12 protein-coding genes are annotated in these 13,762 nt (G+C 68.3%); 10 read left to right on the top strand and 2 right to left on the bottom strand.

What is annotated here, in order from left to right:
* The first annotated feature begins 46 nt into the window (after positions 1 to 46).
* The 5 genes from A9O63_RS19800 (at position 47) to A9O63_RS19820 (ending at position 6,461) form a co-directional block, all read left to right on the top strand.
* On the top strand, positions 47 to 2,143 hold the full coding sequence (locus tag A9O63_RS19800) for a TonB-dependent receptor domain-containing protein (RefSeq protein WP_069333430.1): 2,097 nt from the start codon (positions 47 to 49) through the stop codon (positions 2,141 to 2,143).
* 112 nt (positions 2,144 to 2,255) lie between these two features.
* Positions 2,256 to 3,872, top strand: a complete 1,617-nt coding sequence (locus A9O63_RS19805) for a sensor histidine kinase (protein WP_069333431.1) — start codon at positions 2,256 to 2,258, stop codon at positions 3,870 to 3,872.
* 304 nt (positions 3,873 to 4,176) lie between these two features.
* Positions 4,177 to 4,869, top strand: coding sequence for an NAD-dependent deacylase (locus A9O63_RS19810; protein WP_069333432.1), 693 nt, complete (start codon positions 4,177 to 4,179; stop codon positions 4,867 to 4,869).
* Between the two features lie 108 nt (positions 4,870 to 4,977).
* On the top strand, positions 4,978 to 6,000 hold the full coding sequence (locus tag A9O63_RS19815) for a lysine-2,3-aminomutase-like protein (protein WP_084296084.1): 1,023 nt from the start codon (positions 4,978 to 4,980) through the stop codon (positions 5,998 to 6,000).
* A gap of 65 nt (positions 6,001 to 6,065) precedes the next feature.
* A complete protein-coding gene (locus tag A9O63_RS19820; RefSeq protein ID WP_069333434.1) occupies positions 6,066 to 6,461 on the top strand; it encodes a cupin domain-containing protein in 396 nt (131 codons plus the stop codon).
* A 32-nt stretch (positions 6,462 to 6,493) separates the two neighbouring features.
* On the opposite strand, the gene A9O63_RS19825 is transcribed toward A9O63_RS19820, so the two are convergent.
* The gene (locus A9O63_RS19825; protein ID WP_069333435.1) at positions 6,494 to 7,735 is read right to left on the bottom strand and encodes a lytic murein transglycosylase; all 1,242 of its coding nucleotides are present in this window, start codon (positions 7,733 to 7,735) and stop codon (positions 6,494 to 6,496) included.
* Between the two features lie 343 nt (positions 7,736 to 8,078).
* The gene (locus A9O63_RS19830) at positions 8,079 to 8,288 is read right to left on the bottom strand and encodes a hypervirulence associated TUDOR domain-containing protein (RefSeq protein ID WP_069333436.1); all 210 of its coding nucleotides are present in this window, start codon (positions 8,286 to 8,288) and stop codon (positions 8,079 to 8,081) included.
* Between the two features lie 229 nt (positions 8,289 to 8,517).
* Between A9O63_RS19830 and A9O63_RS19835 the strand changes: the two genes are divergently transcribed.
* The 5 genes from A9O63_RS19835 to A9O63_RS19855 form a co-directional block, all read left to right on the top strand.
* Complete coding sequence (locus A9O63_RS19835) at positions 8,518 to 10,116, top strand: ABC transporter substrate-binding protein (RefSeq protein WP_069333437.1); 1,599 nt, start codon at positions 8,518 to 8,520, stop codon at positions 10,114 to 10,116.
* A gap of 66 nt (positions 10,117 to 10,182) precedes the next feature.
* Positions 10,183 to 11,190: an ABC transporter permease subunit gene (locus A9O63_RS19840; protein WP_069333438.1), complete on the top strand. Its 1,008-nt coding sequence runs from the start codon at positions 10,183 to 10,185 to the stop codon at positions 11,188 to 11,190.
* 7 nt (positions 11,191 to 11,197) lie between these two features.
* Entirely contained in the window at positions 11,198 to 12,100 is a 903-nt protein-coding gene (locus A9O63_RS19845; protein ID WP_069333439.1) for an ABC transporter permease subunit, read from the top strand.
* Between the two features lie 4 nt (positions 12,101 to 12,104).
* Complete coding sequence (locus A9O63_RS19850) at positions 12,105 to 12,953, top strand: ABC transporter ATP-binding protein (RefSeq protein ID WP_084296086.1); 849 nt, start codon at positions 12,105 to 12,107, stop codon at positions 12,951 to 12,953.
* Positions 12,953 to 13,762, top strand: an 810-nt coding sequence (locus tag A9O63_RS19855; RefSeq protein ID WP_069333440.1) for an ATP-binding cassette domain-containing protein, incomplete at its 3' end; no start/stop codon positions are given. The genes A9O63_RS19850 and A9O63_RS19855, both read left to right, overlap by 1 nt.

The raw sequence follows: 13,762 nt of genomic DNA on the forward strand, positions 1-13,762 counted from the left end.
GTCGCGAGCTCAGGCGCATCCATCGAAAATCTCAAGGGATTCTTCCATGCCTCCGACGTCCCTTCCCGGACGCGGCTTGCCCTGTCGCGTGCCGAGCCGCCGTCCCATCGCCTCCTTCCCCAGAGGGCGCCGCCGCGCGCTCCTCGCCGCCGGCACCCTTCTCTCCACCGGGCTGACCGCTCAGGCCCAGACCGCGAACGAGCCCATCGCCCTCGATCAGATCACGGTGACGGCGAGCGGCTTCGAGCAGAACGTGGCCGACGCGCCCGCCTCTGTCTCGATCATCACCCGCGAGGATCTGGAGCGCGGCAATGTCACGAGCCTCTCGGACGCGCTGCGCGAGGCGCAGGGCGTCGTGACCACCGGCATAGCCGGCGAGCAGGACATCTTCATCCGCGGCCTGCCGGGGGCCTATACGCTGATCCTCGTGGACGGCAAGCGGCAGGGCACGCGCGAGAGCCGCACCAACGGCAATGCGGGCTGGGAGCAGAGCTTCATCCCGCCGGTCGCCGCCATCGAGCGGATCGAGGTGGTGCGCGGGCCCATGTCCTCGCTCTACGGCTCGGACGCCATGGGCGGCGTCATCAACATCATCACCCGCAAGGTGGCCGACCGCTGGTCGGGCTCGGTCACGGCCGAGACCGTGCTGCCGGAAGCCTCCGAGGACAGCGGCAACCGGCAGCTCTCGTTCTATCTCTCGGGTCCGGTGGTGCAGGACCGGCTCGGGCTCCAGATCTGGGGCAGGGTCCTCGATCAGGACGAGGCCAACCTGCTCTCGGGCCAGCCCGGGCAGGAGGATCGCGACCTGACCGCGCGACTGACCTGGACGCCCACCGAGGATCAGGAACTGCGGTTCGAGGCCGGGCGGACGGGGCTCGACCGCGATCTGACCCCGGGGCGCACGCTGGGCGATACCGCAGATCCCAGCCGGCAGAAGAACATCCGCGAGCATTGGTCGGTGAGCCACAGCGGGCGCTGGGGCGAGGTGACGACCGATCTGTCGTTCCAGCAGGAGAAGGGCCGCCGCACCACCTGGAGCACGGAGGAGGGCCGCCTCGTCGAGGATGAGCGCGCGCCGGAGATCGTGAACTCGGTGCTCGACGCCAAGGTGACCGCGCCCCTGACCTGGGCGGGCAGCCATACGCTCGTGGGCGGCGGCCAGTACAAGCGCGCCGACCTCACCGACCAGAACCCGGGCATCGGCGACGGGCGCGACTACGACTGGCAGCTCGACGAATGGGCGCTGTTCCTCGAAGACGAGTGGCGCCTGCATCCCGACTTCGCCCTGACGCTCGGGGCGCGCTACACGCAGAACGAGGATTTCGGCGGCCATGTCACGCCGCGCCTCTATGGCGTGTGGAACGTGACGCCCGATCTCACGATCAAGGGGGGTGCCTCGGCCGGCTACCGGACGCCCGAGATCCGCCAGACCGCGGCGGGCTATTACTACACCACCGAACGCGGCGCGGGCGTGATCGTGGCCAACAGCGATCTCGATCCCGAAAGCAGCACCAGCTACGAGATCGGGGCGCTCTGGCAGTCGGGCCGGTACGAGCTGGGCGCCACCGCCTATCGCACGGATTTCTCCGACAAGATCGAGAGCCGCAAGACCGACCAGCGGATCACGGTGGGCGGCACCGAGTACAACCGGTGGGAATGGTACAACGTTCAGGACGCGACCCTGACCGGGATCGAACTGACGGCGCGGGCGCAGATCACCGACAGCCTGTCGCTGCGCGGCAGCTACACATGGACCCATTCGGAGCAGGAGTCGGGCGATTACGAGGGCCTGCCGCTCGCCCGCACGCCCGAGCATATGGCCTCGCTCCGGCTCGACTGGATGACGCCGGTCGAAGGGCTCGAGGCCTGGAGTGCCGCGACCTATCACGGGTCGGAGATCAACGCGGGCGCGCGGATCGGCTCCAACGGCCGGCCCTATGCCGAGAATGACGACGGCAAGGTGATCGCCTACAAATACGGTCACTATGCGACGGTGGACCTCGGCGCGAGCTACCGGGTGTCCGAGGCCATGATGCTGAACGCGGCCGTCTACAATCTCTTCGACGAAGGCATCTCCGTCGAGGAGCAGAATGCCTACGGTTCCGGCCGGAGGCTCTGGCTCGGGCTCACCGCCACCTTCTGACCCGTCTCGATCCGCGGCGGCCCGGCTTCGGGCCCGCCGCGGACACGACCTGCGGCCTGCGGCCACGGAGATGCTTGAGCCTCGCGGGCGGGCGGCATAGGGTGTGCGCCACATGCGCGACATTATCAGCCCGGCGGGCAAGACCCTGCGATCGACCCACTTCATCGCGCTGAGGATGGGAGCCGCCATCCTGGCGGTGCTCGGCATGGTGATCTGGGCAGTCTGGTCCTGGAACGAAGAGGTCGCCGCCCTGGAAGAGCAGGGGCAGTCCAAGGCACGCCTGATCTCGCTCTATGTCGAGCGGCTGGTGCAGACCCAGGTCATCCTGCAGCAGGCGGCCCTGCGCGATATGCGGGATCAGGGCCCGGACTACCTGACCTCGCCGCTCTTCGAGACCTTCCTGACGGCCATCGAAAGTGCGCAGACCTCCTCGGGCGGGATTGCCGTCCATGGGCCGGACGGGCCGGTGCTCGCCCAGGGCAGCCGCTATCCCTCCGACTTCCGCTTTCCCATCGAGGCCTTCCGTGCCGCACGCGCCGCGGGCTGGACCGTCTTCGTCGGACGGGTCGAGACCGCCGACCCGGTGGATGACCGGCTCTTCGTCGCGACCGATTTCTCCGACAAGGGGCAGGACGCCATCTTCGTGTCGATGCTCACCCTCGGATCGATCCGGGCCTTCCTCCAGCAGATCGCCCCGAGCACGACGGATGCCGCGTCGCTCCTGCGGACGGACGGATACCTGCTGCTGCGCCGGAACGCCACGCGGCCGATCATGCTCGACGAGACCGCAACCGTGGTCAAGGAGACCGAGGGCCGCATTTCGGGCAGCTACCGCGCCGTGTCGATCTCGGACGGAACCGACCGGCTCTACAGCTTCACCCGCGTGGCCGATCTGCCGCTGGTGGCCATCTATGGCGCGCCCGTCTCCGAGATCCGCGCCGGCTGGCTCTGGCGCGTCGTGCCGATCTGGATGTTCCTCGGGTTGCTCGCGCTTTTCATCTTCGTGCTCTCGGGGCGCATCCGTCGGGCGATGGAGCTGAGTGTCATCGCGCTCGAGACCCGCCAGCAGCTTGAGGCGACGCAGAAGATCGCCGAGCAGCGCGCCCGGCTGATGCAGGAGCTGAGCCACCGGGTGAAGAACAATCTCGCCCTCGTGCTCGCGCTGATCGACCGGCAGATCCGCACGCGCGGCCGGATCGAGGCGCTGGAACTGCGCGGCCGGATCATGGCCATCGCCGAGGTCCATTCGATGCTCTTCGCGGCGGGCGAGCGCTACGATCTCGATTTCGGCCGGCTGATCGAGCGGTTGAGCATCAGCGAGGCGCTGGTGCCGCCGGAACGCCCGATCACCGTCGACCGCGATGTCGAGGAGGGCATCCGCATCGGACCCGACAGCGCGGTGCCGCTGGCGCTTGTCGCGGCGGAACTGCTGACGAATGCGGTGAAGCACGCCTTTCCCGACGGACGGCCGGGGCGGATCCGCGTGTCGCTCCACCGTGTCGGCGCCGACACCGCGCGGCTGGAGATCGCGGACGACGGCGTGGGCCTGCCCGCGGGGGCGGATCCGAAGCCCTCGGGGCTCGCGATCGTCGAGGCCCTCGTGGCGCAGGCCGACGCCGTTCTCGAGCGCCGCGACGAAGGCGGCGCCTGCTTCCGTCTCACCTTCCCGATCCGCGGCCATACCACGGCCGACCTCCCGAGCCGGACCCTCGAACGCAAAGCGGGCTGAGGGAATTTATAATCTTTACATGATCTTGCCGGCGAAAGCTCGGGTTGCCTCTGAGGTTTTCGCCGCTCCGAGGGGCAGGGACGCTGCCTCGGGACGTGCGGACAGACACCTGCAGAGGCTACCCGCTCATGGCGACAGGCCGGTCTCGATGCGGCATCCTGACTGCGGCGGGCGGAGATCATGCTCTGCGCGAGCTTTCTTACGCAACATCCTGTAACTGCTTTCCAAAGACGCAGGCGGCCGGATGGGGCCGGCCAGTCTGCAGCGTCTGGTGCCGGGGCGGGCGGGCTGCTAGCCTCGGGCCATGGACTCGATCTTCATCCTGACCGGCGCCGGGATCTCGGCGGAAAGCGGGCTCGGCACCTTCCGCGACAAGGGCGGGCTCTGGACCCGCTACGACCTGAGCCGCGTGGCCACGCCCGAGGGCTTTCGCGCCGATCCCGCTCTGGTCCATGACTTCTACAACATGCGCCGCAAGAACTGCCTCGACGCGGCCCCCAACGCAGCCCATGCGGCCCTCGCGCGGCTGGAACGCGACCATCCGGGCGAGGTGACGCTGGTCACGCAGAATGTGGATGACCTGCACGAAAGGGCGGGCTCGACCGGGGTGATCCACATGCATGGCGAGTTGCGCCGCGCGCTCTGCGCGGCCTGCGGCCACCGCTGGCCTGCGCCCGAGCGCATGTTGCCCGAGGAGGCCTGCCCGAGCTGCGGCCGGCCCGCCACTCGCCCCGACATCGTCTGGTTCGGCGAGATGCCCTACCGGATGGACGAGATCCTCGAACGGCTCGCGCGGGCCACGCTCTTCGTGGTGATCGGCAGTTCGGGAGAGGTCTATCCCGCCGCGGGCTTCGTCGACGAGGCGGCGGCGCAGGGCATTCCCACCCTCGAGATCAATCTCGAGCCGAGCGGGCGCCGCGGCCTGTTCGACCGCGGTCTCTACGGGCCCGCCACCGAGGTCGTCCCGCGCTGGGTGGCCGAGAGTCTGCGCGACTAGCCCCGGCCGCAGCCGGTGACAATCCCGGCAACATGCCGGATTCGTCGCTTGCGTCCGCGGAGAGGTGCGACGATAAGGCGCCCCTCTTTTGCGATGGAGGCTGTCCTGATGGACCGCGCGGTGGAAAGTCTCAGGGATCTTTGCGACGCCGGGCTGGCCGATCCGGCCGAGGACCGGCTGGAAGAGGTCGCGCGGGCCTTCCGCATCCGGCTGACGCCGCAGATGGTGGAGGCCTCGGACGACCCGGCCGTGGCGCGCCAGTTCGTGCCCACGCTCGACGAGCTCGAGATCCGGCCCGAGGAGCTGGCCGACCCCATCGGCGACGAGGCGCGCAGCCCGGTGCCGGGCCTGACCCATCGCTACCCCGACCGCGTGATCCTGCATGTCACGCGGACCTGCGATGTCTATTGCCGCTTCTGCTTCCGCCGCGAGGTGGTGGGCAGCGAGGGGATCCTGCCCGACGCCGACCTGTCCGCGGCGCTCGACTATGTCGATGCGACGCCCTCGGTGCGCGAGGTGATCCTGACCGGGGGCGATCCGCTCACCCTGTCGCCCAGGCGGCTGCGCGCGATCATCGGGCGGCTCGGGCAGATCGGGCACCTCGATCAGGTGCGGATCCACAGTCGCGTGCCCGTCGTGGCGCCCCACCGGATCGACGACGAGATGCTGCGCGCGCTGCTCGGGCCGGTGCCCGTCTGGATCGTGGTCCATGTGAACCATGCCGCAGAGCTGCGCCTCGACGCCCGCGCGGCGCTGGGGCGGCTGGCCGACCGGGGCTTTCCGCTTTTGTCGCAGTCGGTCCTGCTGCGCGGGGTGAACGATAGCGTAGACACGCTCGAGGCTCTGTTCCGGGCGCTGCTGCGGCTGAGGGTCAAGCCCTATTACCTGCACCATTGCGACCTCGCGAAGGGAGCGGGCCATTTCCGCACCACGATCGACGAGGGCCGCGCGCTGATGGCCGAGCTGCGGCGCCGGATCACCGGGATCGGCCTGCCGAGCTATGTGCTCGACCTGCCGGGCGGGTTCGGCAAGGTGCCCCTCACGCACGACCACCTGATCGCCGACGGCCCCGGCCGCTGGCAGGTGCGCGACCCGCAAGGCCGCCTGCATCCCTATGCCGATCCCGACTGACGGATGACCGGAGGGCGCGGGCGTGCTAGGCTCGGGCCCATCATCATCGGGGGAGGAGGCGCGCCATGGCGGACTGTCGCAAGCTGCGTCCGACGGGCCTCTACGACGGCCGTCAGGGCTTCACCTACAACGAAGGCGTCTCGGCGCAGTCCGTGGGGTCGCAGGGCATCTGCATGCATCTCCTGACCATCCCGCCCGGGGGGCGCGCCCGGGCGCACAAGCATGCGAGCCACGAGACGGCGATCTATGTGCTCGAGGGCGAGACGGTGATGTTCTGGGGCGAACGGCTCGAGCACCGGATGGAGGTGGGTGCGGGCGAGCTGCTCTATATTCCCGCCGACATGCCGCATCTGCCGATGAATCTCTCGGAACGGCCGGCGGTCGCGGTCATCTCGCGCACCGATCCGAACGAGCAGGAGAGCGTGACGCTCCTGCCCGAACTCGAGGCTCTGGTGCCCTGAGATCTCAGGCTTGCGGGGCGAGAGGCCCGCGGTCAGCCGCCCAGCCGGCGCAGGAGCGGGATCGAGGGCTGGCCGGTGACCGGCAGGCCGTTCGCCGCCTCGTAGGCCGAGATCGCGGCCTCGGTCTTGCTTCCCACCACGCCGTCGGTTCCGCCGGTGTCATAGCCCGCCGAGGTCAGGCGGCGCTGCAGCTCCTGCCGGTCGGCCTTGGTCATGCCGCGGGCGTCGGGCGGGAAACGGCCCCGGATCGGCGGCCCCCCGCGGAGCCGGTCCGACAGGTGCCCCACGCCGATGACGTAATTCTCGGCATTGTTGTAGCGGGTGATGACGGTGAAGTTGCGGAAGACCATGAAGGCGGGCCCGGCGAGCCCCATCGGGATCAGGATGGAGGCGGCCCCGTGATCGGGCACCGCGCGCCCGTCCATGTCGCGCACGCCCATCGCCGTCCAGGCCGCCGGGCTGCGCGTGGTGCCGCGGCCCGCGAGGCCGCTGTTGAAGCCCGCCGGAAGCTGCACCTCCACGCCCCAGGGCTGGCCGCGCCGCCAGCCCGAGCGCGACAGATAGGCCGCAGCCGAGGCCAGCGCGTCCGTCGGATCGTCCGACCAGATGTCGCGGCGGCCGTCGCCGTTGAAATCGACCGCATAGGCCAGATAGGAGGTCGGGATGAACTGGGTGTGCCCCATCGCGCCCGCCCAGCTACCCGTGAGGTGGGCGGGATCGGTGTCCCCCGACTGCAGGATCTTCAGCGCGGCGATCAGCTGGCTCTCGAAGAAGGCGCCGCGGCGGCCCTCGAAGGCGAGGGTGGAGAGGGCCGAGACGATCGGCACGTCGCCCCGCCGCTCGCCGTAGCGGCTCTCGACGCCCCAGACGGCGGTCACGACCTCGGCCTCGACCCCGTAGCGGGATTCGATCTGCGAGAGCACGCCCGCATGGCGCGCGAGGGCAGCGCGACCGAGCGAGACCCGCTCCTCGGAGGCGGCGATCGAGAGGTAATCCTCGGTCGTCCGGGTGAATTCGGTCTGGTTGCGGTCGCGCTCGATCACGTCGGGCAGGAAGCCCGCCGAGCGGAAGGCGCGGTCGAAGGTGCCGGGATCGATGCCCGCGCCGAGCGCCCGCGGCCGGAAGCCCGCCACCCAGGCGTCCCAGGCCGGGTTCGGCACGGCCCGCATCGCGGGCTCCGGTGCCGCGCCCGAGCCGATCCCGAAGCCGCCGCCGCAGCCGGCGAGCCCCGCAGCCAACAGTCCGAGCATTACCGCGCGCCGCGTCGCCTGCATTCCGTTTCCTCCGGGTTTTCGTGATCCTGCCTCGGACCGGAGCCTAGCGGAAACGGGCGCAGGCGCAATTGGCTCGGCGGTGCCTTGCCGAGCCGGAGGGCCAAGGGGCCCTGCGGCCTGTGCTGCCGCCGATCCTGTCTGGTTCCAAGGACGCGAGCGCCTGTCGCGGGACAGGAGCTTGCGACGACCGCGATGGCACAGGTTGCCCGTGGCGGGCCATCGGGCCAGAGCCCGCAGTCGCAGGGCTCTGCCGCCGGGCGCCCCCGGTGCCGGTTCGCGGGCGGCAAGGCCGCCGGAGCGGGGCGGCCGGCAGGAGGGCCGTCCGTCCGCCCGCGGCCCGGGGCTACTTCTTCTTCAGCGAATCGGGCTTGTGCGCCGCGCGGGCGCCGGTCTTGTCGCTTTCGACGATATACTGGGGATCGTCCGCCGAGGCCTTGACCGCATGTCCCTTGATCTTCGTGTCGCGCGTCTGCTTCTTCACCACATGGCCGTCCGTCCGGCCCTGGCTCGTGTTCCAGACCACGGCATCGCCCTTCTTGAGTTTATCGGCCATCCGTCCTCCTCGAGCGGCCCTGCGGCGACCCGCCGCGCATGTCGGGGGACCGCCCTTGCGGCCCATGCGCGCAACGCAAACGGCGACCCTGCGTTCCTGTTTTGCAGGAGCGTCGCAACGTCACCCTTGAGAATTCGCCTTGCAAAGGTTTTCAACACCGCATTTGATCCTGTCGAGGCGCCGCTCGTTCGCAAGAAGTCGGCACTTCCAACATGATGGAGGTTCACCCATGAAATTCGCGCATCTGCTGGCCGCGTCTTCGCTGGCCCTGATGGCTGCTGCCGGAGCCCACGCCAAGACGCTGGTCTATTGCTCGGAAGGTTCGCCCGAGGGGTTCGACCCCGCGCCCTACACCGCCGGGACCACCTTCGACGCCGCGTCGCAGGCGGTCTACAACCAGCTCGTCGAGTTCAAGCCGGGCACGACCGAGATCGCCCCGGCGCTGGCCGAGAGCTATGAGATCTCGGACGACGGGCTGGAATATACCTTCCACCTGCGGCCGGGCGTCAAGTTCCACACGACCGACTTCTTCACGCCCACGCGCGAGCTGAATGCGGACGACGTGATCTTCTCGTTCATGCGCCAGGGCGACGAATCCAGCCCGTGGCACCAGTATGTGGCCGGGATCACCTACGAATATTACAGCGGCATGGAAATGCCGACCGTGATCAAGGAGATCCAGAAGGTCGACGACCTGACGGTGAAGTTCGTGCTGACCCGTCCCGAGGCCCCCTTCCTCGCCAACCTCGCGATGGACTTCGCCTCGATCCTGTCGAAGGAATATGCCGACAAGCTCGAGGCCGAGAACCGCAAGGAAGACCTGAACAACGCGCCGGTGGGCACCGGACCGTTCAAGTTCGTGGCCTACCAGAAGGATGCGGTCATCCGCTATCAGGCCTTTGACGACTACTGGGCCGGGCGCGAGAAGATCGACGACCTGATCTTCGCCATCACCCCCGATCCGGCGGTGCGGATGCAGAAGCTGCAGGCCGGCGAATGCCACATCATGCCCTATCCGGCGCCCGCCGACATCGAGGCGCTGAAGGCCGATCCGAACCTGCAGGTGATGGAGCAGCCGGGGCTGAACGTGGCCTATCTCGCCTACAACACCACCGTGGCGCCCTTCGACAATCCGAACGTCCGCAAGGCGCTCAACATGGCGATGAACAAGGAGGCCATCCTCGAGGCGGTCTTCCAGGGCACGGGGCAGGTGGCCAAGAACCCGATCCCGCCGACCATGTGGAGCTACAACGACGCGGTCGAGGACACGGCCTTCGATCCCGAGGCCGCCAAGAAGCTGCTCGAGGAAGCCGGCGTGTCGGATCTCTCGATGGAAATCTGGGCGATGCCGGTGCAGCGTCCCTACATGCCGAACGCCCGGCGCACCGCCGAGCTGATGCAGGAAGACTTCGCCAAGATCGGCGTCAATGTCGAGATCGTCTCCTACGAATGGGGCGAGTATCTGAAGAAGTCGACCGACCCGTCGCGCAAGGGCGCGGTCATCCTCGGCTGGACGGGCGACAACGGCGACCCGGACAACTTCATGGGCGTGCTGCTGGGCTGCTCGGCCACCGGCGACGGCGGGGCGAACCGCGCGCAATGGTGCAACAAGGAGTTCGACGACCTGATCCAGAAGGCGAAGGTCACGGCCGATCAGGCGGAGCGCATCAAGCTCTATGAAGAGGCGCAGCTCGTCTTCAAGCGCGAGAACCCCTGGGCCACCATCGCCCATTCGACGGTCTTCATGCCGATGTCGAAGAAGGTCTCGGGCTATGTGATGAACCCGCTGGGCAAGCACGGCTTCTCGGGCGTCGATATCGAAGAGTGAAACGGCTAAAGTAACGGGCAGGCGCGCCGGAGCACCCCGGCGCGCCTCTCATCATTCAGGGCTCAGATGATCAGATTCCTCCTCGGCAAGCTTGCCTATCTGATACCGACCTTCCTCGGCATCACCATCGTGGCCTTCGGCTTCGTGCGGCTCCTGCCGGGCGATCCGGTGCTGCTCATGGCGGGCGAACGCGGCATCACGCCCGAGCGTCACGCCGAACTCTCGGCCCAGCTCGGCTTCGACCGTCCGATCTGGGTGCAGTATCTCGATTTCCTCGGAAACCTCTTCCAGGGCGACTTCGGCCTGTCGCTGACCACCAAGAAGCCGGTCCTGACCGAGTTCCTGACGCTGTTCCCGGCGACGGTCGAGCTCGGACTGGTGGCGGTCACGCTCGCCACGCTGATCGGCATTCCGCTGGGTGTCTTCGCCGCCATCAAGCGCGGCAGCTGGTTCGACCAGATCTCGATGGGCACGGCGCTCGTGGGCTATTCGATGCCGATCTTCTGGTGGGGGCTTCTGCTCATCATCTTCTTCTCGGGCATCCTGAAATGGACCCCGGTCTCGGGGCGAATCGACCTGCTCTATTTCTTCCCGAACGGCACGGGCTTCATGCTGTGGGATTCGCTCGTCTCGGGGCAGAAGGGCGCGTTCCTTTCCGCGGTGCGCCACCTGATCCTGCCCGCCATCGTGCTGGCCACGATCCCGATGGCGGTGATCGCGCGGCAGTCGCGCTCGGCCATGCTCGAGGTGCTGGGCGAGGATTACGTCCGCACCGCGCGCGCCAAGGGCATGAGCCCCTTCCGCGTGATCTCGGTCCATGCGCTCAGGAACGCGCTGATCCCGGTGGTGACGACCATCGGCCTGCAGGTCGGCGTGGTGATGGCGGGCGCCATTCTCACCGAGACCATCTTCTCCTGGCCGGGCATCGGCAAATGGATGATCGACTCCATCTCGCGCCGCGACTATCCGTCGGTGCAGGGCGGCCTTCTGCTCATGGCGGGCGTCGTGATGCTGGTCAACCTGATCGTCGATCTCCTCTACGGGGTCATCAACCCCCGCATCCGTCATTCGTGAGGGCTCCATGACCGACGTGACAAAGTCCGCTCCGCAGGGCTCGGAAACCAAGCGCCTGCTGCGCGAGTTCTGGTTCTACTTCTCCGAGAACCGCGGCGCCGTGATCGGCCTCTGCGTCTTCCTCGCGCTCGTGCTGATCGCGGCCTTCGCCCCGCTGCTCGCGCCGCACAGCCCCACGCTTCAGAACCGCGACGCGCTGCTCGTGCCGCCGTTCTGGGAGCAGGGCGGCAACCCGAGCTTCCTTCTCGGCACCGATGCGGTCGGCCGCGACATCCTCTCGCGGCTGATCTTCGGCGCGCGGCAGTCGCTCTTCATCGGCTGCGTGGTGGTCTCGATCGCGCTTACGGGCGGCATCATCCTCGGCCTCGTCGCGGGCTTCTTCGGCGGATGGGTGGATGCGGTCATCATGCGCGTGATGGATGTGATCCTGGCCTTCCCGTCGCTGCTCCTCGCGCTCGTGATGGTGGCGATCCTCGGCCCGGGGCTGACGAATGCCATGATCGCCATCGCCATCGTGCTGCAGCCCCACTTCGCGCGCCTCACGCGGGCGGCGGTGATGGCCGAGAAGAACCGCGAATATGTCATGGCCGCGCGCGTGGCCGGGGCAGGGCGCCTGCGGCTGATGTTCCGCACCATCCTTCCCAACTGCCTCGCGCCGCTGATCGTGCAGGGCACGCTCTCCTTCTCGAACGCGGTGCTCGACGCGGCGGCCCTCGGATTCCTCGGCATGGGCGCGCAGCCGCCCACCCCCGAATGGGGCACGATGCTCGCCGAAGCGCGCGAGTTCATCCTGCGCGCCTGGTGGGTGGTGACCTTCCCCGGTCTCGCGATCCTCATCACCGTGCTCGCGATCAACCTCGTGGGCGACGGGCTGCGCGACGCGCTCGACCCGAAACTGAAGCGGAGCTGAGCCGATGGCGCTACTCGAAATCCGCAACCTCTCCGTCAGCTTCGCCACCTCGACCGGCCGCTTCCATGCGGTGAGGGGCATCGACATGACCGTGAACAGCCGCGAGGTGCTGGCGGTCGTGGGCGAAAGCGGCTCGGGCAAGTCGGTGGCCATGCTGGCCACCATGGGCCTTTTGCCCGCCACCGCCACGGTCGAGGCCGACATGCTGCGCTTCGACGGCCGCGACATGCTCACCATGTCGGACGCCGACCGGCGCAAGCTCATCGGGCGCGACATCTCGATGATCTTCCAGGAGCCGATCGCCTCGCTGAACCCCTGCTTCACGGTGGGCTTCCAGCTCGAGGAAGTGCTGCGCGTCCATCTGGGCCTCGGCTCGCGCGAGCGGCGCGCCCGCGCGATCGAGCTTTTCGATGCGGTGGGCATCCCCGATCCCGAGGCGCGGCTGTCGTCCTATCCGCACCAGATGTCGGGCGGCCAGTGCCAGCGGGTGATGATCGCCATCGCCATCGCCTGCCAGCCGAAGCTCCTGATCGCCGACGAGCCCACGACGGCCCTCGACGTGACGATCCAGAAGCAGATCCTCGACCTCCTGATGAAGCTGCAGGAGGATACGGGCATGGGCCTCATCATGATCACCCACGACATGGGCGTGGTGGCCGAGACGGCCGACCGGGTGGTGGTCATGTACAAGGGCCGCAAGATGGAAGAGGCGGGCGTGCTCGAGATCTTCGAGGCGCCGAAGCATCCCTATACGCGGGCGCTCCTGTCGGCGCTGCCGGAGCTTGCCACCGGCGACCGGCTGCCCACCGTCTCGGATTTCATCGACACAGAAGCTCTGGCAGGAGGCGCGTGATGGCCCCGGTTCTCGAAGCCCGCAACATCGTGCGCGACTATGCAGGCTCGGGCGGCCTCTTCCGCCGGGCCAAGCCCGTGCGCGCGCTGAAGGGCATCTCCTTCACCGTCGAGCAGGGCCGCACGCTGGCCGTGGTGGGCGAAAGCGGCTGCGGCAAATCCACGCTGGCACGGATCATCACCCTGATCGATCCCGCGACCGAGGGCGAGCTTCTCATCGACGGCGAGCCCATCGACATCGCGACGCAGGGCCTGCCCGCGGGTCTGCGCCGCAAGGTGCAGATCGTGTTCCAGAACCCCTACGGCTCGCTCAACCCGCGCCAGAAGGTGGGCGACATGCTGATGGAGCCCCTGATCCTCAACACCGGGGACAGTGCGGCCCAGCGGCGCGAGAAGGCGATGGCGATGCTGGTGAAGGTCGGGCTCATGCCCGAGCATTTCCACCGCTATCCGCACATGTTCTCGGGCGGGCAGCGCCAGCGCCTCGCCATCGCGCGGGCGCTGATGGTGAATCCGCGGCTTCTGGTGCTCGACGAGCCGGTCTCGGCGCTCGACCTGTCGGTGCAGGCGCAGGTGCTGAACCTGCTCGCGGACCTGCAGGAGGAGTTCGACCTCACCTATGTCTTCATCAGCCACGATCTCTCGGTGGTGCGCTACATCGCCGACGATGTGATGGTGATGTGGAAGGGCGAGGTGGTGGAATACGGCACCCGCGACGCGGTGTTCGGCGCGCCGCAGCATGACTATACCCGCACGCTGTTCGCGGCGACGCCCGTGACCGACGTGGCGGCGATCCGCGCCCGCGTCGAG

The sequence above is a fragment of the Cereibacter johrii genome (assembly GCF_001720585.1).
Classification (GTDB): Bacteria; Pseudomonadota; Alphaproteobacteria; order Rhodobacterales; family Rhodobacteraceae; genus Cereibacter_A; species Cereibacter_A johrii.

Excerpts from the sequence above, each read along its gene's own strand:
- A9O63_RS19830 (WP_069333436.1), bottom strand. The coding sequence starts at position 8,288 with ATGGCCGATAAACTCAAGAAGGGCGATGCCGTGGTCTGGAACACGAGC.
- A9O63_RS19820 (WP_069333434.1), top strand. The coding sequence starts at position 6,066 with ATGGCGGACTGTCGCAAGCTGCGTCCGACGGGCCTCTACGACGGCCGT.
- A9O63_RS19815 (WP_084296084.1), top strand. The coding sequence starts at position 4,978 with ATGGACCGCGCGGTGGAAAGTCTCAGGGATCTTTGCGACGCCGGGCTG.
- A9O63_RS19850 (WP_084296086.1), top strand. The coding sequence starts at position 12,105 with ATGGCGCTACTCGAAATCCGCAACCTCTCCGTCAGCTTCGCCACCTCG.
- A9O63_RS19845 (WP_069333439.1), top strand. The coding sequence starts at position 11,198 with ATGACCGACGTGACAAAGTCCGCTCCGCAGGGCTCGGAAACCAAGCGC.
- A9O63_RS19805 (WP_069333431.1), top strand. The coding sequence starts at position 2,256 with ATGCGCGACATTATCAGCCCGGCGGGCAAGACCCTGCGATCGACCCAC.
- A9O63_RS19800 (WP_069333430.1), top strand. The coding sequence starts at position 47 with ATGCCTCCGACGTCCCTTCCCGGACGCGGCTTGCCCTGTCGCGTGCCG.
- A9O63_RS19825 (WP_069333435.1), bottom strand. The coding sequence starts at position 7,735 with ATGCAGGCGACGCGGCGCGCGGTAATGCTCGGACTGTTGGCTGCGGGG.
- A9O63_RS19835 (WP_069333437.1), top strand. The coding sequence starts at position 8,518 with ATGAAATTCGCGCATCTGCTGGCCGCGTCTTCGCTGGCCCTGATGGCT.
- A9O63_RS19840 (WP_069333438.1), top strand. The coding sequence starts at position 10,183 with ATGATCAGATTCCTCCTCGGCAAGCTTGCCTATCTGATACCGACCTTC.
- A9O63_RS19810 (WP_069333432.1), top strand. The coding sequence starts at position 4,177 with ATGGACTCGATCTTCATCCTGACCGGCGCCGGGATCTCGGCGGAAAGC.